Raw genomic sequence first — 19,460 nt, 5'->3', positions numbered from 1 at the left:
TTGTTTTATGGCACGTAAACTTCGTATCAACGGGCATTCACATTTGCTTCCTTACCCCGAGGAGATACCCGATTTTATGCGAGAAAAAGGCATTTTTTGGGTTGACAAAGACCGAAAATTCATGCTTCAAAAAGATTGGAAAAGACCTGTAACCGATTCTAGCTTTTTTTTACATGAAAAACTGGAATGGATGGCACGTTACAACATAGACCACGCAGTGGTTTTAAACCTATCGCAACTTTATGGCAATGGCTTACGAGTGGAAGAAATGAAACAGGCTTTACGTTTTCAGAATGATTTTAATGCACGTATTCAACATGATAACCCCAGTAAATTTACCTGTGGTTTTGTAGTGCATCCGGGTTTTGTAAAAAGTGCCTGTTGGGAAATTGAACGCTGCGTTGAGACACACGGCATGCAATTACTCTGTTTACCAACACATTACATGGATACCATTGGAACATGGCGTTGTATTTTTGATGAAGAAAACGAGCCTATTTTTGAATTGGCAAATAAATATAATTTAGCGGTTGAAATCCACCCGTATGATGGTGAAAAATTTATAAAATTAGAAAATACCTCTTGGCGTTTTCACTTAATTTGGATGCTGGCGCAATGTGCAGATGCTTACCACTTTTTAACCTTGAACGGTTACCAAGAAAAATACCCAAACATGCGAACCTGTTTTGCGCATGGTGGCCAATTGGCGCAAATTAATTTAGGTAGACGCATACAAGGGTTTGATGGCAGACCCGATTTATTTGAAGGTAAACATCACCCTAGAAAAGCTGTGGGACATAAAAATATTTTCTTCGACACTTTGGTTCATGATACCGGTGGCTTACAACTTCTAATTAAAAATCAAGGTTCCAAACAGGTGTTAATGGGGCTAGATGACCCATACCCTTTGGGGGAAATGGAAAGTGCCAAACAATCATCTTATCCCGGAAAAATATTAGATTTGGCAATGGAGCAAAACATTGTTACAGAAGTAGAACGTGACGCAATTTGGCAAGACAACGTAATACAATGGCTCTGTGGCGATGATGAAACAGCGAAGCAGAAATTAATAAATAGAATCTTGGGCTAATTTAAACCTGTAATTTCTAAAATAAATAGTCTTATTCTATAAAAAAACAGGTGCGTTTTAAAAAGGCCCCTGTTTTTTTATAGCTTTATTGTAAGATGTCTTCATCTTACAAGTACGCTTCTAATAGTTTCTTGAATTCCTCATTTGAAGATGAAAAATATATTTTATCTTTTACAACCACACCTTCTTTATTTACTAAGGCATAATGCGGAATCCCTGTAATTTTAAATTTTTCTTTTAAGTAATTCCAATCATCACTGGAAACCCTATAGTGTTCGCCTTTGATATCTGGAATCATATTTTGATACGTTTTTTCTGGTGATGATGGGTTTGTAATATAAACAAATACAATCTCTTCACTTTTTAATTCTTCTTTTAACGGTTTCATTCTGGTCATGCCAGAACGACATGGTCCACACCAGGTAGCCCAAAAATCAATAAAAACCACTTTACCCTTGTACTTTTCTATAATAGCCTCAAAAATTTTATCTGCCTCTGCATTTGGTGTTTCATTTAACACATAGCCTGTTTTGCTTTTGTTATCTTCTATTTTCGCTATGGTATTACTATTTACAGCATATAACTGCTGCTTTACAAACTCATTGTTTATATAACTTGAATACTTTGCTAAAACGGAATCAGATAGTGGTGTAACTTGGTCTTTTATAGGTCCAGCAAGAGCTTGGCAAAAAATCAAATCTGAAACCCATAATGGCTTATCTCTAAAATATCGAGTATACATTTCTAAATTTTTCTCTTTTAGTTGTTCATCAACAAACTCTCTAATGATGTGGTAATATTTTTTTGTAAATGCCTGATTCTTCTCATTTAACTCTTTAGTATAAAAGTCTTTAAAGCTTTGCTTCTCTTCTTCATTTAAAATAGTTTTCTGAGCTTTAATTATACTAATTTCTTCATCTGAAAACACAATATCAAAAGTTTTTGCATAAGCAGCAATGGTATCGAGAATAAATCCATTGTCACTAAATAGGTTTTGACGTTGCGTTTCTGGCACTTTCTGATAAACCTTGCTAAACTTAGTACTAAATGACATTAAAGTCTCATTATTAACCTCTCTAAACGCTTTTTGCTTTTCTAATGCAACAGCGTTATTTATTTTAAATTGCAGTTGAGAATCGATCAATTCTTGCTCTTCTACTGTAATTTCTTGTCCCTTTTCTTTCATAATTTCAGCCAACTCCAGAACTTGTGGATGCTTAACTGAATAGTTTTTACCTCTTTTAATATGCTTGGAAAAACGAAGACGATTAATAAGTCCGGAAAAATCACTAGTTAATGTTGCTAATTTATTGTCCAATATTTTTGGACTTAAAAAATCCATATAAGTGCTATCTGTTAGGTATTTTGCATCTTTATCATCACCTCGTTCATGATAGATTTCATAACTAATTAAATTTTCATATTTCTGAAATTCTAAATTTAATTGCATGATTTGAATTACCTTTTTACTTAAAACAGAATTATTAACAACACTATCTAAAATTTTGGCGTTTTTATCATAAATGGCGTAGCATAATTTTTTATAATCTTCTGGCAGAATATTTTTTTCTCTTAACTTCATATGGTCTTCAATAGTTCTGTTAGAATACACAAAATGGTTTAATTGTGTATTTACTAAAGCCAAATTTTCAGAATAAAAAGAATCGGCTACATCACTTGATTGAATTAAATTCCAAGTTTCTTTGCCAGGTTCAACAAAAATGGAAGCACTATGTGATGGAAACCTAATATAAATTTCTTGTGGGTAATGCATTGGAAATTTAACTGAAAAACTACCATCTTCTTCAATTTCAACAAGATACGTTTCTTGTGAGCCTGTAAATACGTTGTTAACACTTATACTACCCGTTTTGTAATTACTATTTTTTGAGTAGTTTGCTATGATGCCTGAATAGGTAGCAGAATCTGTTTTAAACAAATTAGACTCCGTATAAACCTCGTCATTATTCAATTTATTCTTTTTATTAAATGACTTTTTTGTAGTGTAAGGAATTAACATCTTTTTAGTGTTTCCAAAGCTAATAAGCTCTTTATTTTTTACCTTAGCATACATTGTTTTTTGTTCATTACTATTTTCTAAACTAATCTTGTAAAATTCACCATCTTTTTCAACAGATTTGTATTGCCAAACCGTTCTATCAACAATGGCTTTATTATTATAAAAACTATGATGCCATAAATTACTTCCATCTGCATTTAACCAATTACCAACAAGCTCTTTAGGTAAATTTTTAAAGCCTCTAACTTCCAAATCATGTATTTCCCAAGTACCTTGTTCAAACTCATCAAATTTTACATGTGTAACATGTTCTGGCAGTTTAGGAAACATTAATTTATACTTTTTTCTTAATTTCCCAGGTACTTCAAATTCCACATCTAAAACAACACCTTCACTTCCTGTTACAAAGTATTTCTCATCACTATTTACGGGCTGTATGTACGAAGCACTAGGTATCTTGCATGGTTTATTGGTATATAATGTAACATCAAAATGTAATACCGTAGCATTTTCTAACAATTCCACTTTTGTTACTCTACCTTGTCCTATCGAATAACTATAGTGTGGGTTTTCTATTTCGCTTTGTGAATAGGTTTGACTAAATACGAGTAGTACTAAAATTAATAACAGGTTTTTCATTTAATTGGATTGTTTTTATTCAGAATAGCGTTGTAATAATAAGCATACAATATACAAGAAAAATTACACAATTTAAATGTTAAATATTACTTAGATAACTATCTTGAATAATTCCAACGAACTGCAAATACAAATTGCATAAAAAAGTATAATTTAATTAAAAAGAAGACATACATTATTATGAATAAATAAAATGTAATACTTTCGAGTTTTAATTTCAAGGCACGTTTATTATGCACTTTTTACCAGAAGATTTAGATGATTATGTAGTAGCACACTCTGAAGCAGAACCCGAATTATTACAGCAACTTACCCGTGAAACTTACCAAAAGATATTGCAACCTATTATGCTTAGTGGTCCTTACCAAGGGCGGGTATTGAGCATGATATCTAAACTAAAACAGCCTAAAACCATTTTAGAATTAGGCACGTTTACCGGTTATGCAACTTTATGTTTAGCGGAAGGTTTGCAAAAAGATGGCGAAATACACACTATTGATATTAATGAAGAATTGGAAGATTTTCAAAGAAAATATTTTGACAAATCGGAATATGGTCATCAAATTTTCCAGCATTTGGGCGATGCTTTAAACATTATTCCGAAACTGGATAAAACTTTCGATTTAATTTTCATTGATGCTGATAAACCTAACTACGTTAATTACTTCCATTTAATTATTGACAAACTAAATCCAGGCGGTATTATCCTTTCAGACAATGTCTTGTGGCACGGTAAAGTTGTTGAACCATTGGACCCTAAAGATGCATCAACGAAAGCAGTTTTAGACTATAATACCTTATTAAAAGAAGACCCTAGAATAGAAACCGTTTTATTACCTATCAGAGATGGTTTAACCATTAGCCGAAAGCTTTAATACTTTAACTAGGAAACCAATACAAGGTTTTCTCTTGATTTATTTTTAGCTTTATTCTTCTGTATGTGAGCATTGATAACTTGAAAGAATTCAAAATTATCAAATGGCTTTGTGATAATACCATTATAACCAATACTGTCAAAATTCTTTTTAACCTCTTCGATATCGGCTGCAGTTAAGGCTATTATCGGAATATCGGAATTTGTTTTACGAATCTCAACAGTAGCTTCATTACCTCCCATTACAGGCATATTTATATCCATTAAAATTAAATCGTACTCTTTGTTATTAAAAGCTTCAACACACTCTAAACCATTCTCAACAACATCACATTCATACTTCTCTTTGATCAATAAATTTTTTGTTACAATTTGGTTAATTTTATTATCCTCGGCAATAAGAATTCTACAGCCTGCATTTAAAGGAATAATTTTTCCAATTTTTTCATTTTTAGGAACTACAACCGAATTGTTATCCACATCTAAAACAACATTAAAACTAAATATTGAACCTTTACCAAATTCGCTAGATAGTTGGATTTTACTTTTGAATAAGCTTAACAAACTTTTTACTATAGAAAGCCCTAAGCCAGTACCTTGATAATTAACATTCTGATTTTCGGTAATTTGGGTGAAGTTATCAAAAATGGTTTCTTGTTGGTTTTCAGGAATTCCTGTGCCATTGTCCTCTATTTCAAATCGTAAGTCTACAGTAGAATCATTACTGTTATTCAATATAATACGCAGCCAAATATGACCATTACTTGTAAATTTTATACTATTCCCTATTAGATTAATCAAGATTTGAGACATTCGAACACTATCAAAACTCAAAACCTCAGGAATGCTATGATCTATTAATACATGAATTTGATTATTGCTTTCTTTCAAACGGTATTCAAATGAGCCAATAAGTCCATTTACCATATCTTTTAGGTTAACCGAAACATTCTTTAATTCAATACTTTCAGATTCAATTTTGCCTATTTGTAAAATATCATTTACAAGATTTAATAAATAATCGCCGGAATACTTTAAAGACTCCAGCATTTTATAATCTTTTTCAGAAAGACTATTATTTTCAAGCATCAAGGATGTTAATCCTACCACACCATAAAGTGGTGTGCGCAACTCATGTGTTACATTCGAAATAAAATCAGATTTTAATTTAGAAGATTTTTCGGCCTGCTCTTTAGCTATCAATAATAATTTATTACGTTCCTTTAAAATCAGGCTAAATCGCTTCTTAGATTTGTAATTTTTAACCAAAATAAAAACTAATACCAGTAAAATTACAGAAGCAATGCTCACAATAATGGTTACGGTTTTAATTTTATTTGATATTTTTTCTTGTAATAATCTTTCTTTATTAGCTATTTGAGCTATATTTTTATATTCTGCAATAAAAAATTTAGACTTCGCATTTTTTTCTTCTTTTATTTTTTCTTCATTTAAAAGCTTTTCTTCCAAACTATTATGTAACAATAACACTTTATATGCTTGGTCTACATTACCAGACTTTGCAAGTGATATTGAAAGTTCATTATAAATATCACTTAATAATGCATTGACTTTAGTATTATCACTTTTTTTATTTAAATAACCTAAAGCGTCGGTAAATTTTTTGTTAGCCAAATTATAGGACGCTTTTGTTTTGTAATACAGGCCATATGTGTAATTTAAACTAGCTTTAGAATAATCGTTGTCTAGCACGCCCTTTTCAGCCTCCAACAAGCTCATATAAGCTTTATTTATTTCATTATTTTCTAAATAAATTTGGCTTAATTTTAAACGCACATCAAACAAAATGCTTTCTCTTTTATCTACATTATACTCATCCAAAAGATTACTTTTTAGAGCATAGTTTAATGCATTATCGTAATATAATATGAATTCATCTAAAGGTTTTTTATTCCTATAAAGTTCTCCTAAACTTAAATAAGAACTAGCAATTAAATAGTTATCATTAATCTTAACTGCTTTCTTTAACATGGTTACATAACATTTTTCTGCTTCTTTAGAAAGCCCCATATAATTATATATGTTACCAAGTAAAAAATTGGCCTGTGCATTGCCGTAATCATCATAGACTGAATCCGATAACTTTACAGTTTCAAGAAGATAATTAAAGGATTGTGTAATGTCATTATTCTTATAATGACTTGAGGCTAGTGAATTAAGGCTATCAATATAGCTAATTACTTTTCTTTCACTTTGACTATAGGACAAAGTAATGGCAAAGAAAAAACCGATTAGTAGGTTAGTTTTCATCCTTTCAATATTTTAGATTTGGGATTACTAACTTAAAATAAAGGAAAGATAAAACTAAATAAAACCGATATAAGTCTTTTATTACTCGATGATTTAAAAAGAAAGGTAAAAAAAACAGCCAAACGACTGCAATAAAAAGAGATTACTTGCGTTACAACTTGCGTTTTACCGAACCAGTAAAGTCACCTAACTCGTCTTTAACATTATCAAGTTCCTTTTTAACGTCGGAAACAATGCTGGTATCAATACCACTTTTTTCTGCACTTTTAGTGATTTCGTGTTTTATATCGTTGGACGCATCTTTAAGAACACGCATGCCTTTTCCTAAACCTCGAGCTATTTCGGGTAGTTTATCAGCACCAAAAACCATGATGACGATAAATAGAATGAAAGCTATTTCGGCACCAGATATAAATAAAAATGTAGCTTGTAGTATCACGATGCAAATATAGTAAGTTGTTGGAATACTTTGAGAATTTGACGTTAAAAAAAATAAAAAAGCCAACTATAAAGTTGGCTTTAATAAAATTATCTATTTTTTTTCTTTTCCTTAAACTTTTCGAATTCGTTTGGCGTTTCTTTTTTTGGCCAAGAATTGTTGGAAACATCGATATCGGCAGTTTCCAAATCTGGATCGATATCTATCCTTATTATTTCCTTTTCACTAGCAATGGCCTTTGTTACTTCATTATCATTAAGCCTCCATATTTCGGCTGGATAAGTTTCTCTCATTGTAGTACCATCTGCATAAGTAAACTGAACAATAATAGGCATTACTAGGCCTCCTGGTTTATTAAAGGTAATATTATAGAAGTGTTTTGGCGATTTTATGTTTTTACGCTCTTCCTCAGTAAAGTTATCCATTAAATATTCTTTGAGCGTCTTAGAATTTTCTAAAAGCGTTCCGTTTTTAAGTTCTTCTTTAAACTCATCGCTCCCTTCTTCCACCATAAATACCAATGGTCTCATATCTTTCATGGTTCTACCATTTTTTGCTAAATAGTCTTTGATATATTGATTCGGTTCAGAAGACACATAATACTTTTTCACTTCTTTTATACCTATATCAACCCAATCGGTTGTATAAAACCAGCCTCTCCAGAACCAATCTAAATCTACCGCAGAAGCATCTTCCATGGTTCTGAAAAAATCTTCAGGTGTTGGGTGCTTAAACTTCCAACGGTTTGCATATTCTTTAAAAGCATAATCAAATAATTCATGCCCCATAATGGTTTCTCTTAGAATATTTAATGCCGTTGCCGGCTTTCCGTAGGCATTATTCCCAAATTGGTACACATTTAGACCTTTGCTCATAATTGGCGCAATAAAATCCTGGTTTCCCCCCATGTATGGCACTATAAAACGTGCAGGACCACGATCGGAAGGAAATGTTTTATCTTGTGGCGAAAGTGCATTTGGGTGTTTCTTACCAAATTCTTGTTCTGCGATATACTGAGAAAAAGTATTTAACCCTTCATCCATCCAAGTCCATTGACGTTCGTCACTATTTACAATCATTGGGAAAAAGTTATGACCTACTTCATGGATAATTACACCCATCATGCCATATTTTGTACGATCACTGTATGTTCCATCTTCATTAGGGCGGCCATAATTCCAGCAAATCATTGGGTACTCCATCCCTTGTTGGTGAGCATGAACTGAAATGGCTTTATGATAAGGATAATCAAAAGTCAATTTAGAGTAAGTTTCTAAAGTACTTGCAACGGCTAGGGTAGACCAATCTTCCCAAAGCGGGTTTCCTTCTTTTGGATACAAAGAAACAGCCATAACATCCTTACTACCAATTTTCACAGCCATCATATCCCAAATATATTTTCTTGAAGTTGTGAAGGCAAAATCGCGTACGTTCTCTGCCTTTAACTTCCAAGTTTTTGTGGTATTTGAAAACCCTTTTTCTGCTACTTCAGCTTCAGCCTGTGTTACAATTAAAACAGGTTTGTCATACGATTTTTTAGCTTGCTCAAAACGATCCATCATCGTTTTTGTAAACACCTCTTTTCTATTAACTAATTCTCCAGTACCATCTAAAATATGATCTGCAGGTACGGTAATATTAACTTCATAATTTCCAAATGGTAACGCAAATTCATCGCGTCCCCAAAACTGGGAGTTTTGCCAACCTTCTACATCATTATACACTGCCATTCTTGGAAAAAATTGTGCAATAATGTAAGCGCGGTTACCATCCTTTGGGAAAAACTCATAACCAGAACGTCCACGTCCGTCAACGTGATCATTTATGTTGTACCACCATTTTATGGTGAATGCAAATTTTTCTCCAGACTTTAAAGTTGTTGGTAATTCTACACGCATCATAGTACTATTAATGGTGTATTTTAATGGATTACCGGTAGCATCTTTCACTTCTTGAATATTGAAACCACCATCAAAAGGGTCTTTCATATAATTCTTAACAAAGGCTTCCGGACTTGCAACTTGCGAAACATTACTTTCTTCAATTAGAGGACTTTTAGAATCTTTCGCTCGCTTGTTTTGATCTAACTGAACCCATAAATAAGTTAAATTGTCTGGTGAATTATTAGCATAAGTAATCATTTCAATACCAGAGATCGTAGCATTTTTATCATCTAGAACAATGTCCATTTTATAATCTGCTTGCTGCTGATAATAAGCAGGTCCAGGAGCTCCTGAAGCGGTTCTGAACATGTTTGGAGTTGCGAATTGGTCGTATAACTGTCTAAATTTATTAGTGTTGGTGTGACCTGGTTTACGCTCTTTTGTGGAATCATCTTGAGCAAAAGCTGCTGCAGAAACAAAAAGAACTGAAAGGAAATAATACTTTAGTTTTGTCATTACTGAATCTTGTGTTTATTTAGGTGAATTTAAGGTTTATATAAAAAAACCTCATTCATTTCCACAAAAAACGAAATAATATTGCGAATAATAAAATGAATTAACCTTTTTTTATTGGTAAGTAAACAAAAAACTTTCGTTTTGTGGAATAAGTATCACACTTTTTTGTTTGGAGTTGATTTTTGTTTTTATAATATTCTGTTGATCGTCAAATAAATCAAATAAAACCTTGTTGCTAATTTCAAAAGACTCAATTTTTTTTACATCTTCAATTTCCAAATAACATTTCACTAAATCTACATCGTACTCCTTACCAACAAAGGTTAGGTTTGCCCTTTTTCCATTAATTTTAATAATCATTTTTTCACCTAAATACCGCTGAATATATTCATCTGCTTTCAGAGATTCTTTTTTACCACCCAATGTAATCGTTTCGTCATAACGTTCACGAATCAATCGCTCTAAATCGTCTATAAAAATTCTTGATATTATTTGAACGGATTGTTTCCTTTCTATGTAATCGATTTGAGTTACACTTATATAATACTTATGAAAAGAAGTAAAAGCAAATAAAGGTAAAACTAATAGTATTATAAACCGTTTCATGTATTTCATTTAAGTATTTCTGAACGCTAAAGTAATTATTTTACAATGGTTGATTAAAAAAGCAATAGAAAAATCAAGGTTTCACCGTTTTTAAATTTTCCATATACTGTTTGTATTTGTGTCTTAAAAAGATTAAAATTTTGAAATCGGTTTCGTTGTTACAATAGGATATAAAATTATCATCATCCGCACAGAAGTAAAAAAAATCCATCCTTAATTCTTCTTCCAAAGGGTTAGACGCAAAAAAATCTCTCGCCAACCTACCTTTTATACTTTGCATTAGGGCCTCTCGCTCGTCTAATTCTACCCTAGCCTTTAACATTTTTGTCCTTCCCGAAAGTGCATTTATTAAAGCTGTGGCTGAAATGGAACCTCCCGGACCTCCTAAAGAACCTCCTGCTTTTGGATTAAAACTAGATGCCTCACTTAAAAGTCGTTCGCTTTGGGTTGCAGGTTTACCAGTAAAACCAGGAATTCCAACATCGTAAAAATTAATTGGTGCATCTCCTTTAGTATTTTTTATATCTGAATACAAATTTCCTGTAAGTATTTTTCCAATTAACACCTCATCCAATTCGTTAATTTGTTCTTCTAAAATTACACGAACTGCTTTAAATAGAATCATATTTTGGTCGACCACAACCAATTTTGGTTGATGCTGTATTGAAGAGAAACTTAGGGTATCATTTAAACTTACGGTAATTTTAAATTCACCCTTATTATTGGTTGTTGTAAAAACCTGTGCAGTTTTATTAATTACATGGATATTTTCTACCTCAACTTTGCTATCAATTTTACCCATAATCTCAATTGATTGTGAGAGTAAGGATTGGCAAAATAAAATACAGAAAATCAGCAGATTCTCTTTAAAGAATGTCATATTATTGGTTTGGCAACATAAAGAACGCCAAGAAACTCTTAACAAAAATAAAAAACGATTTTAAACTTTTGTTAAAATAACAATATGTGTAGTGAAATGATACTATTTCTCATTTAAAAATTCGATGCTTTTGTTATGAAGAAATTCCAAAAACAGCATTTCATTTCCATAATTTAGAAAAGAATAATCAAAGTTTTTGGCTTGCACAAAATGGATAAACTCTTCAACACGATGTTCTGGAATATCAAAATTATCTATTAAAAACTCCGATCCAAAATAATACTTAACTGCTTCCGCTGGCACCTCCGGAATGCCATATTTTTTCTTTTCCAAGGCTTTAGATCTAAATAATGGCACCAATAACTGATCGACTACATTCACAACATTAAGGCCGTGTTTCATCGTCATTTGCTGTGTGGTAACTGTAATATTCTCTGTTTTTGTTTTACTATCTGGTTTAAAATCATATTCATCTGCATTTTTAATAGCGAAATACAAGGCATCTAACTTCGGCGTAAATCGCTTGTTGGCCTCTAAATCTACATCCAGATTTCCTGTTAATTTATTTCGTTTAATGATAATTTCGTCTAGAAGATTAATCTCTTCAATTAGAAATATTTTCATTTTTTTAGAACCTACAATGGCTTCATTAACTTCAAACTTTATGTTTTGAAACTGTAAAGCACTAACCTCTATTACGTCATTTAATCTTACAGCCAATACAAATTCACCATTATTATCCGTAACGGTTCCATTATTGGCGGTTACATTAAAAATGGTAATACCAGAGACATCATTACTCTCAACTATAATTTTACCGCTAACGTCAAACCGTTTAAAATCTTGAGAAAATCCTGTAAAACTTATGGCACAAATAATTAATAGTAGTATCTTTTTCATAGGTTTAGTGATATTTTTATTAAAGAAAGACATGCTGTAAGCATTTTGATAATCGTATTCCAAAAGAATCCCTTCAACATGCTATTTCGTTCTCTTAAAATTAATACTTTAAGGTCAAATTTCCTCGAAAATTAATAGAATATTTCGTTTCATCTAATATTTAATTAGTTTTACTCACTAAATAAATTGAAATGAAAAATTTAATTATCGCCAGTACATCAACCATTCACGGAAGTGGTTATTTAGAATATATTCTAGACGAATTAATCGTTTTCTTCAAAGACGTTAATACCATTTTGTTCATTCCGTATGCAAGGCCAAGTGGTATTTCTCACGATGTTTACACCCAAAAAGTAACCGATGCTTTTGCCAAAATCAATAAGAAAGTTACAGGAATCCACGAATTTGATAACCCCATTGAGGCAATACAAAATGCTGAGGCTATATTTACTGGTGGAGGCAACACTTTCGTTTTAACCTATCAGTTATATAAAAACAACCTTATTGATGCCATACAAACCGCAGTAAAAAATGGCACACCATATATGGGAACAAGCGCAGGAAGCAATATTTGCGGGCTCACAATAAAAACCACAAACGATATGCCTATTGTATACCCGCCAAGTTTCAATGCATTGTCCTTTGTACCTTTTAATATAAACCCGCATTATCTAGACCCAGATACTAATAGCACCCATATGGGCGAAACTCGCGAAACTAGAATTAATGAATTTCATCATTTTAATACGCCTCCGGTTATAGGCTTGCGCGAAGGAAGTTGGCTGCAAGTAATCGGCGATTCCATTGTTTTAAAAGGCTCCTTAAGTGCGCGCATTTTCGAATACAACAAAGCGGCCTACGAAGTTGAAGCAGACACCCAATTAAACCACTTAAAATAATAACAATTTGGGCCTGCCCCTAAAAAGGGTCGGGTTATTCGCTACAAGTCCGCGCGCGTCCCGATAAAAATCGGGGCACGCTGTGGGCTTTTCGCTGCTACCCCTCAGGCAACCATCAGCAAAATACAGGCAGCACAAACACCAAAAAATTCAGCATAAAAAAAGCCTCATATTTCTATGAAGCTTCTTGAGCGGGAGACCGGGTTCGAACCGGCGACATTCAGCTTGGAAGGCTGACGCTCTACCAACTGAGCTACTCCCGCAATTCTTCGGCAAATATATAAAAACGCTTTATTACCTAACAAGAAAAATCACAACTTTTTTACAAAATGATAACCTAAAATATTAAAGCCTTCATTATAATAAAATTTATGAGAAGCATAGTTAGTAGCGTATGTATTCAATTCAACTGTGTTACAACCTTTTGCAAGCGCATAATTGTAAATCCACTTAAAAAATTCCTTTCCTATACCACGGTTTCTATATTCATCATTTATATAAACATGATCTATTTCAAGGCTTTTTCCGGCATAATGCCTGGTAAGAAACCACAAACCACAGACTCCAATTAATTTTTTACCATCAAAAACACCAGCACATTCATAGTTTTGGGTAATCATTTCTGAAAACCGTTGTTTTAAAACTTCAAAATCAATTTTATAATCATTTAATTTTTCAACTAAAGGAATTACAATTTCAATAGATTCTTTATTTATGATTTTAATATCGAAAGACATAACCGTTTTTTAGCCCGTGAAGGTAAATAATTTATATGTGTTACTTAAATCAAAAATTAATTTTGACTAAGTTTGGTTCCAAACAAATTTCAAATTTTGGATTACATTATAAAATACATTTCAACTTCTGATGCCTATACCGTTAGGCATCCGGTTTTGAGAAAGGGAAAACCTTTTGAATCGTGCATTTTTGAAGGTGATGATTTAGATACCACCTTTCATTTGGGAATATATAAGCAAGAGCAACTTGTTGGTGTTTGCACATTTGTAAAAAATAACCATACATTATTATCTGAAGTTTTTCAATACCAACTTAGGGGGATGGCAGTTTTGGACGCCTATCAAAACCAAGGCCTCGGCGCTAAATTAGTAACCCAAGGAGAAGCCATATTAAAAGAGAAAAAGATTAACGTTATTTGGTGCAATGCAAGGGAAAAAGCAGCCAATTTCTACAAAAAAATAGGCTTTAATATAATTGGAGAGCCTTTTAACATTCCTAATATTGGCAAACACTATATTATGTTTAAAAAACTATGAAATATTGAAAAACTAAAACAAGAAAACCCTGAAGTTTTCAGGGTTTTCAAGAGTGACTAACTCAAATAATTATAAAAATTTCTAATTATTTTTTTGACAACGATGCTTCTATAATGGCATAGGTATCTTTAGCTCCATGCAATTTTGCGTAATCAGCGGCTGTCATTTTTTTATCAGACTTCAATTTTAAATCTGCGCCTTCAGCTATTAATAGTTCTAAAATTTCGGTTCTGTTGTACTTTGCAGCATACATGGCTGGCGTCATCCCGTTAGATTTTTTATTAACATCCTCTCCCAAAGAAATTAATTTCTTAACGGTTTCCAAATCTCCCATAGCTATAGAAACACAAAATGAATTAACATTATACGGTTTTACAACATGGTTGTTTTCAAAGTTAAAATTGTTTGTTTTTGCATTTAAAGTTCCCATTGAAACACATAATGCGAATGCGGAAAAAATGATTGTTTTTTTCATGATGAATGAATTTGATTTGATTTTTGATTAATGATTTATTTTTATTGATTTAATGATGAGACGAGTTGAATTCCAATTTGTTACACAAAAAACAATAAAAATTATAAATTTAAATTCCACAGTACTACAAGACCTGGATTATTATTACTATTTAATTTCACTCAAAATAACCTACGGACTTTATTTTTACACTTATTTTTCAATCGTTTTATAGCAAACTTCAGTATATTTGAACCCTATTAAAAATGTTAAAAAAATGAATAAAAAAGTTATCTTAATGATACTTGATGGTTGGGGAAATTCTCCAGACCCAAAAGTTTCAGCTATCGATCATGCAAACACCCCTTTTATAGATTCTTTATATAAAAAATATCCTTACGCAACTTTAAGAACCGATGGATTACACGTTGGTTTACCTGAAGGACAAATGGGAAACAGTGAAGTTGGACACATGAATTTGGGTGCTGGCAGAATTGTATATCAAGACTTAGTTAAAGTTAATTTAGCTGTTAAAAATAAGACTTTAAATACTGAAAAAGTATTGGTTGATGCTTTTAATTATGCTAAAACAAACAATAAAGATGTTCATTTTTTAGGATTATTAAGTGACGGTGGAGTGCATTCTCATATTAATCATTTATTTGGTTTAATTGATGCGGCCAACGATTTTGGACTTAAAAACACATATATTCACGCCTTTACGGATGGTCGCGATGTAGACCCCAAAGCTGGATTTGGCTTTTTAACCTCTTTAGAAAATCATATAGAAAACACCAACACCAAAATAGCTACGGTAACAGGACGTTATTACGCTATGGATAGAGATAAACGTTGGGAACGTGTTAAGTTAGCTTATGACGGCATGGTGAACAGTGTTGGAGAAAAATCTACAAACGTTACAAAAACAATTCAAAATAATTATGAAAACGACATAACTGATGAGTTCATAAAACCTATCATTATGGTGGACAAGAAAGGAAATCCTGTAGCAAAAATTAAAGAAGATGATGTTGTAATTTTCTTTAATTTCAGAACAGATAGAGGCCGTGAGCTAACGGAAGCTTTATCTCAAACAGATTTTCATGAGCAAAACATGCATAAACTAAATTTGCATTATGTAACGCTTACTAATTATGATGACACTTACAAAAACGTTAATGTTATTTTTAATAAAGACAACTTAACCGAAACTTTAGGTGAAGTTTTAGAAAAAAACAACAAAACACAAATTCGTATTGCAGAAACTGAAAAATATCCGCACGTAACTTTCTTTTTCTCTGGTGGTCGTGAAGAACCTTTTAAAGGAGAATCCCGTATTTTACGTAACTCTCCAAAAGTAGCAACCTACGATTTAAAACCAGAAATGAGTGCTTTTGAACTGCGTGATGCTTTAATTCCAGAGTTACAAAAAGGAGAAGTGGATTTTGTATGCCTAAATTTCGCGAACGGGGATATGGTAGGACATACAGGTGTTATGGAAGCAGCTATTAAAGCTTGCGAAGCAGTAGATGTTTGCGTTAAAGATGTTGTAACTACAGCTCTTGAGAATGATTACACAACCATTCTCATTGCAGATCATGGTAATTGCGAAACCATGATTAACCCTGATGGGTCACCAAATACAGCTCATACAACAAACCCTGTACCGGTAATTTTAATTGATAAAGATTTAAAATCTATTGACGATGGTGTACTTGGAGATGTAGCTCCTACCATTTTAAAACTTATGGGAGTTGAACAACCTGCAGCAATGACCCGTCATCCCCTAGTTTAAATGTTTAAAGAGTAAATTTTATTGTACTTTTGCGCAAAACTCAAGTCTATTACAATATAAATGAAATTTACTGAACACTTAATTATAGCTGTCGATTTTGACGGAACCATCGTTGAAGATGCATATCCTCAAATAGGCAAACCAATGATTTTTGCTTTTGATACGTTAAAAAAGCTTCAAGAAAGAGGGCATCGACTAATTTTATGGACTTACAGAAGTGGTTCAAAATTAGACGATGCCGTTCGTTTTTGTGAAGAAAATGGCGTGCATTTCTATGCAGTAAACAACAGTTTTCCTGAAGAAATCTTCGATAACAACGTTAGTAGAAAAATTCATGCCGATTTATTTATTGACGACAGAAACATTGGAGGTTTTCCAGGTTGGGGAGAAATTTACCAAATGCTAACCAATACAAATCCACCAGAACCTGAAAAGAAAAAAGGTTTCTTTGATTTCTTCAAATAAATCCTTTGCATAAAATCAGTCACCATATTAAAAAGCTAATATTAGCTTTTTAAGTATCTTTGCCATTATTTTTTTAATATGATTATAGTAAAAACAAAAGAAGAAATTGAATTAATGCGTGAAAGCGCCTTAATAGTATCCAAAACACTGGGCGAAATTGCAAAAGCTTTAAAACCGGGTATAAGCACATTAGAATTAGATAAAATAGCTGAAACCTGTATTAGAGACCACGGTGCTATTCCTGGTTTTTTAGGATTATACGACTTCCCTAATACCCTGTGCATGAGTCCGAACACTCAAGTAGTACATGGTATTCCAAATAAAACACCCCTTGTGGAAGGAGATATCATATCCATAGATTGTGGTGCTTTAAAAAATGGATTTTACGGCGATCATGCATATACCTTTGCTGTTGGAGAAATAGATTCAGAAACAGAAAAGTTACTTCAAGTTACTAAACAATCCTTATACGAAGGTATTCGAGAGTTTAAAATAAATAATCGTGTAGGTGATGTTGGGTACGCCATTCAAAAATACTGTGAGGATCATGGTTATGGAGTGGTACGTGAATTGGTTGGCCATGGTTTAGGCCGAAAAATGCACGAAGATCCAGAAATGCCTAATTATGGAAAACGAGGTCGAGGTAAAAAATTTATTGAAGGCATGGTGGTTGCTATTGAGCCCATGATTAATATGGGAACCCATCGCATAAAACAACATAGTGATGGTTGGACCATTACCACGTTAGATAATAAACCAAGTGCTCATTTTGAACACAATGTGGCCATAGTAGATGGTAAACCTGAACTACTTTCAACATTTGCTTACATCTATGAAGCCCTTGGAATTACTACGAATGAAGAAGATGAATTTAGACAAAAAGCCCTAGTTCTATAATATCAATGAAACAAATTGCATATATTGAAAAAGAGCTCGAACCTCTTAGAGCCAAATTAAACAATCATAATTTATATAGTGCATTACAATCAATCGATGATATAAAAATCTTCATGGAGCAGCATGTTTTTGCTGTTTGGGATTTTATGTCGTTGTTAAAGTCCCTTCAAAATCACTTAACATGTACTACCCTGCCTTGGACGCCGGTTGAACATCCAGCAACAGCTCGTTTTATAAATGAAATTGTTCTTGGAGAAGAAAGTGATGTAAATGAATTGGGCGAACCTAAAAGTCATTATGAAATGTATTTAGATGCCATGAAGCAAATAAATGCAAACACCAACCAAATAGAAGATTTTATTGAAAACATAAAACAAGGTTTTTCAATAAGTGAAGCTGCTACAAATGTTAATTTACGTTTTGAAACCTTAAAATTTGTTGAATTCACTTTCAGTGTCATTAACACTAACAAGCCACATGTAAAAGCATCAGCATTTACTTTTGGCAGAGAAGATGTGATTCCAGACATGTTTTTTCAAATTATTAATAAGTCGAAAACAAATGATAATTCATTTAGTAAATTAACCTACTATTTAAAAAGACACATTGAACTTGATGGTGATGAACATGGGCCTCTATCGTTAAAAATGATTGAAGCGTTATGTGGCGAAGATCAAGCGAAATGGAATGAGACCTTAGAAGTAGCTAAAAACGCTTTACGTTTTAGGCTTTCGCTTTGGGATAGTATTGCTAATTTAATTAATACAAGCGTAGAAGCAGAAGCTTAAATCTCTTGAAAAACCTCTTCAAACTAATTTTAAATATCATTCCGAGACCTTTATTAATAAGGTTAAGTTATGTTGTACGCCCCATACTCGGAATTATTTTGAAGGGGAACAACTTTACCGATCCTATTGATGGTAAGAATTTTAGAAGTTTTTTGCCTTATGGTTATGGCAAACAGCGCAACAATGTTTTATCACCCTCTACCTTAAGTTTAGAGCGGCACAGATTGCTATGGCTATACTTAAAGAATGAAACCAACTTTTTTTCGGAGGAATTAAAAGTGTTGCATTTTGCACCAGAACAATGTTTTTTAAAACGTTTTAAAAGCTTAAAAAATTTAGATTATACAACTACCGATTTACTATCCCCTATTGCAGATGTTAAAGCTGATATTTGCAACCTGCCCTTCCCCGACAATACATACGATGTTATTCTATGTAACCATGTTTTGGAGCATATCCCAGACGACACAAAAGCCATGAAAGAATTGTTTCGGGTTATGAAAGTAGGTGGTATGGGTATTTTTCAAATTCCTCAGGATTTAAATAGACAATCTACATTTGAGGATGATACTATTACCGACAAAAAAGAACGCGCTAAAATATTTGGGCAATACGACCATGTTCGTGTGTATGGACGTGATTATTTTGACAAATTAAGAAATATTGGTTTTAAAGTTGATGAAGTTGATTATACTGCAAAACTTTCCGAAGCCTTAATTAAGAAATACTGTTTAGCAAAAGGTGAACTAATTCCTGTTGTTTACAAATAA

General features: G+C 32.6%; 18 protein-coding genes and 1 tRNA gene. 9 read left to right on the top strand and 10 right to left on the bottom strand.

Annotation, left to right across the window (positions count from 1 at the left end):
* Positions 1-7: 7 nt before the first annotated feature.
* Positions 8-1,090 (top strand): amidohydrolase family protein, encoded by a 1,083-nt coding sequence (locus ABYI63_RS04585; protein ID WP_372753915.1) that lies wholly within the window; start codon positions 8-10, stop codon positions 1,088-1,090.
* A gap of 106 nt (positions 1,091-1,196) precedes the next feature.
* Here the strand turns inward: ABYI63_RS04585 and ABYI63_RS04580 are convergent, their stop codons facing one another.
* Positions 1,197-3,749: a TlpA family protein disulfide reductase gene (locus ABYI63_RS04580; protein WP_372753913.1), complete on the bottom strand. Its 2,553-nt coding sequence runs from the start codon at positions 3,747-3,749 to the stop codon at positions 1,197-1,199.
* A 233-nt stretch (positions 3,750-3,982) separates the two neighbouring features.
* Here ABYI63_RS04580 and ABYI63_RS04575 point away from each other — a divergent pair, with 233 nt between their 5' ends.
* Positions 3,983-4,624 (top strand): O-methyltransferase, encoded by a 642-nt coding sequence (locus ABYI63_RS04575; RefSeq protein ID WP_372753911.1) that lies wholly within the window; start codon positions 3,983-3,985, stop codon positions 4,622-4,624.
* An 8-nt stretch (positions 4,625-4,632) separates the two neighbouring features.
* On the opposite strand, the gene ABYI63_RS04570 is transcribed toward ABYI63_RS04575, so the two are convergent.
* The 6 genes from ABYI63_RS04570 to ABYI63_RS04545 form a co-directional block, all read right to left on the bottom strand.
* Positions 4,633-6,894: an ATP-binding protein gene (locus tag ABYI63_RS04570; RefSeq protein ID WP_372753909.1), complete on the bottom strand. Its 2,262-nt coding sequence runs from the start codon at positions 6,892-6,894 to the stop codon at positions 4,633-4,635.
* A 151-nt stretch (positions 6,895-7,045) separates the two neighbouring features.
* A complete protein-coding gene (locus ABYI63_RS04565) occupies positions 7,046-7,333 on the bottom strand; it encodes a twin-arginine translocase TatA/TatE family subunit (RefSeq protein WP_372753907.1) in 288 nt (95 codons plus the stop codon).
* Between the two features lie 89 nt (positions 7,334-7,422).
* Positions 7,423-9,732, bottom strand: a complete 2,310-nt coding sequence (locus ABYI63_RS04560; protein WP_372753905.1) for a M1 family metallopeptidase — start codon at positions 9,730-9,732, stop codon at positions 7,423-7,425.
* Positions 9,733-9,843: 111 nt separating this feature from the next.
* The gene (locus ABYI63_RS04555; RefSeq protein WP_372753903.1) at positions 9,844-10,338 is read right to left on the bottom strand and encodes a DUF6702 family protein; all 495 of its coding nucleotides are present in this window, start codon (positions 10,336-10,338) and stop codon (positions 9,844-9,846) included.
* 73 nt (positions 10,339-10,411) lie between these two features.
* Complete coding sequence (locus ABYI63_RS04550) at positions 10,412-11,140, bottom strand: hypothetical protein (RefSeq protein WP_372753901.1); 729 nt, start codon at positions 11,138-11,140, stop codon at positions 10,412-10,414.
* 180 nt (positions 11,141-11,320) lie between these two features.
* Positions 11,321-12,118, bottom strand: coding sequence for a carboxypeptidase-like regulatory domain-containing protein (locus ABYI63_RS04545; RefSeq protein ID WP_372753899.1), 798 nt, complete (start codon positions 12,116-12,118; stop codon positions 11,321-11,323).
* A gap of 191 nt (positions 12,119-12,309) precedes the next feature.
* Here ABYI63_RS04545 and pepE point away from each other — a divergent pair, with 191 nt between their 5' ends.
* Positions 12,310-13,017, top strand: coding sequence for a dipeptidase PepE (pepE, locus tag ABYI63_RS04540; protein WP_372753897.1), 708 nt, complete (start codon positions 12,310-12,312; stop codon positions 13,015-13,017).
* A 190-nt stretch (positions 13,018-13,207) separates the two neighbouring features.
* Here the strand turns inward: pepE and ABYI63_RS04535 are convergent.
* Together ABYI63_RS04535 and ABYI63_RS04530 are read right to left on the bottom strand one after the other, a co-directional pair.
* A tRNA-Gly gene (locus tag ABYI63_RS04535) sits at positions 13,208-13,280 on the bottom strand.
* Positions 13,281-13,328: 48 nt separating this feature from the next.
* A complete protein-coding gene (locus tag ABYI63_RS04530) occupies positions 13,329-13,754 on the bottom strand; it encodes a GNAT family N-acetyltransferase (protein ID WP_372753895.1) in 426 nt (141 codons plus the stop codon).
* A gap of 96 nt (positions 13,755-13,850) precedes the next feature.
* Here ABYI63_RS04530 and ABYI63_RS04525 point away from each other — a divergent pair, with 96 nt between their 5' ends.
* Positions 13,851-14,291, top strand: coding sequence for a GNAT family N-acetyltransferase (locus tag ABYI63_RS04525; RefSeq protein ID WP_372753893.1), 441 nt, complete (start codon positions 13,851-13,853; stop codon positions 14,289-14,291).
* A gap of 85 nt (positions 14,292-14,376) precedes the next feature.
* On the opposite strand, the gene ABYI63_RS04520 is transcribed toward ABYI63_RS04525, so the two are convergent.
* Positions 14,377-14,766, bottom strand: a complete 390-nt coding sequence (locus ABYI63_RS04520; RefSeq protein WP_372753891.1) for an ankyrin repeat domain-containing protein — start codon at positions 14,764-14,766, stop codon at positions 14,377-14,379.
* Between the two features lie 256 nt (positions 14,767-15,022).
* On the opposite strand from ABYI63_RS04520, the gene gpmI reads away from it, so the two are divergent.
* The 5 genes from gpmI to ABYI63_RS04495 all read left to right on the top strand — a co-directional run bounded on the left by gpmI (position 15,023) and on the right by ABYI63_RS04495 (position 19,460).
* Positions 15,023-16,540 carry a 2,3-bisphosphoglycerate-independent phosphoglycerate mutase gene (gpmI, locus tag ABYI63_RS04515; protein ID WP_372753889.1) on the top strand — a complete coding sequence of 506 codons (1,518 nt, stop codon included), beginning with the start codon at positions 15,023-15,025 and terminating at the stop codon, positions 16,538-16,540.
* A gap of 60 nt (positions 16,541-16,600) precedes the next feature.
* Positions 16,601-17,005 (top strand): BT0820 family HAD-type phosphatase, encoded by a 405-nt coding sequence (locus ABYI63_RS04510; protein ID WP_372753887.1) that lies wholly within the window; start codon positions 16,601-16,603, stop codon positions 17,003-17,005.
* 78 nt (positions 17,006-17,083) lie between these two features.
* Positions 17,084-17,902 carry a type I methionyl aminopeptidase gene (gene map, locus ABYI63_RS04505; RefSeq protein ID WP_372753885.1) on the top strand — a complete coding sequence of 273 codons (819 nt, stop codon included), beginning with the start codon at positions 17,084-17,086 and terminating at the stop codon, positions 17,900-17,902.
* 5 nt (positions 17,903-17,907) lie between these two features.
* Complete coding sequence (locus ABYI63_RS04500; protein ID WP_372753883.1) at positions 17,908-18,690, top strand: DUF3050 domain-containing protein; 783 nt, start codon at positions 17,908-17,910, stop codon at positions 18,688-18,690.
* A gap of 5 nt (positions 18,691-18,695) precedes the next feature.
* Positions 18,696-19,460, top strand: coding sequence for a class I SAM-dependent methyltransferase (locus ABYI63_RS04495; protein WP_372753881.1), 765 nt, complete (start codon positions 18,696-18,698; stop codon positions 19,458-19,460).

Origin of the sequence: Mariniflexile sp. (assembly GCF_041583155.1) — a bacterium.
GTDB lineage: Bacteria > Bacteroidota > Bacteroidia > Flavobacteriales > Flavobacteriaceae > Mariniflexile.
Note: the sequence above shows the minus strand (reverse complement) of the source record. Positions and strands in the feature narration are given on the sequence as shown.

Coding starts and splice junctions, on each gene's coding strand:
- ABYI63_RS04585 (WP_372753915.1), top strand. CDS start 8: ATGGCACGTAAACTTCGTATCAACGGGCATTCACATTTGCTTCCTTAC.
- ABYI63_RS04580 (WP_372753913.1), bottom strand. CDS start 3,749: ATGAAAAACCTGTTATTAATTTTAGTACTACTCGTATTTAGTCAAACC.
- ABYI63_RS04520 (WP_372753891.1), bottom strand. CDS start 14,766: ATGAAAAAAACAATCATTTTTTCCGCATTCGCATTATGTGTTTCAATG.
- pepE (WP_372753897.1), top strand. CDS start 12,310: ATGAAAAATTTAATTATCGCCAGTACATCAACCATTCACGGAAGTGGT.
- ABYI63_RS04555 (WP_372753903.1), bottom strand. CDS start 10,338: ATGAAACGGTTTATAATACTATTAGTTTTACCTTTATTTGCTTTTACT.
- ABYI63_RS04500 (WP_372753883.1), top strand. CDS start 17,908: ATGAAACAAATTGCATATATTGAAAAAGAGCTCGAACCTCTTAGAGCC.
- ABYI63_RS04560 (WP_372753905.1), bottom strand. CDS start 9,732: ATGACAAAACTAAAGTATTATTTCCTTTCAGTTCTTTTTGTTTCTGCA.
- ABYI63_RS04510 (WP_372753887.1), top strand. CDS start 16,601: ATGAAATTTACTGAACACTTAATTATAGCTGTCGATTTTGACGGAACC.
- ABYI63_RS04545 (WP_372753899.1), bottom strand. CDS start 12,118: ATGAAAAAGATACTACTATTAATTATTTGTGCCATAAGTTTTACAGGA.
- ABYI63_RS04530 (WP_372753895.1), bottom strand. CDS start 13,754: ATGTCTTTCGATATTAAAATCATAAATAAAGAATCTATTGAAATTGTA.
- ABYI63_RS04550 (WP_372753901.1), bottom strand. CDS start 11,140: ATGGGTAAAATTGATAGCAAAGTTGAGGTAGAAAATATCCATGTAATT.
- map (WP_372753885.1), top strand. CDS start 17,084: ATGATTATAGTAAAAACAAAAGAAGAAATTGAATTAATGCGTGAAAGC.
- ABYI63_RS04575 (WP_372753911.1), top strand. CDS start 3,983: ATGCACTTTTTACCAGAAGATTTAGATGATTATGTAGTAGCACACTCT.
- gpmI (WP_372753889.1), top strand. CDS start 15,023: ATGAATAAAAAAGTTATCTTAATGATACTTGATGGTTGGGGAAATTCT.
- ABYI63_RS04570 (WP_372753909.1), bottom strand. CDS start 6,894: ATGAAAACTAACCTACTAATCGGTTTTTTCTTTGCCATTACTTTGTCC.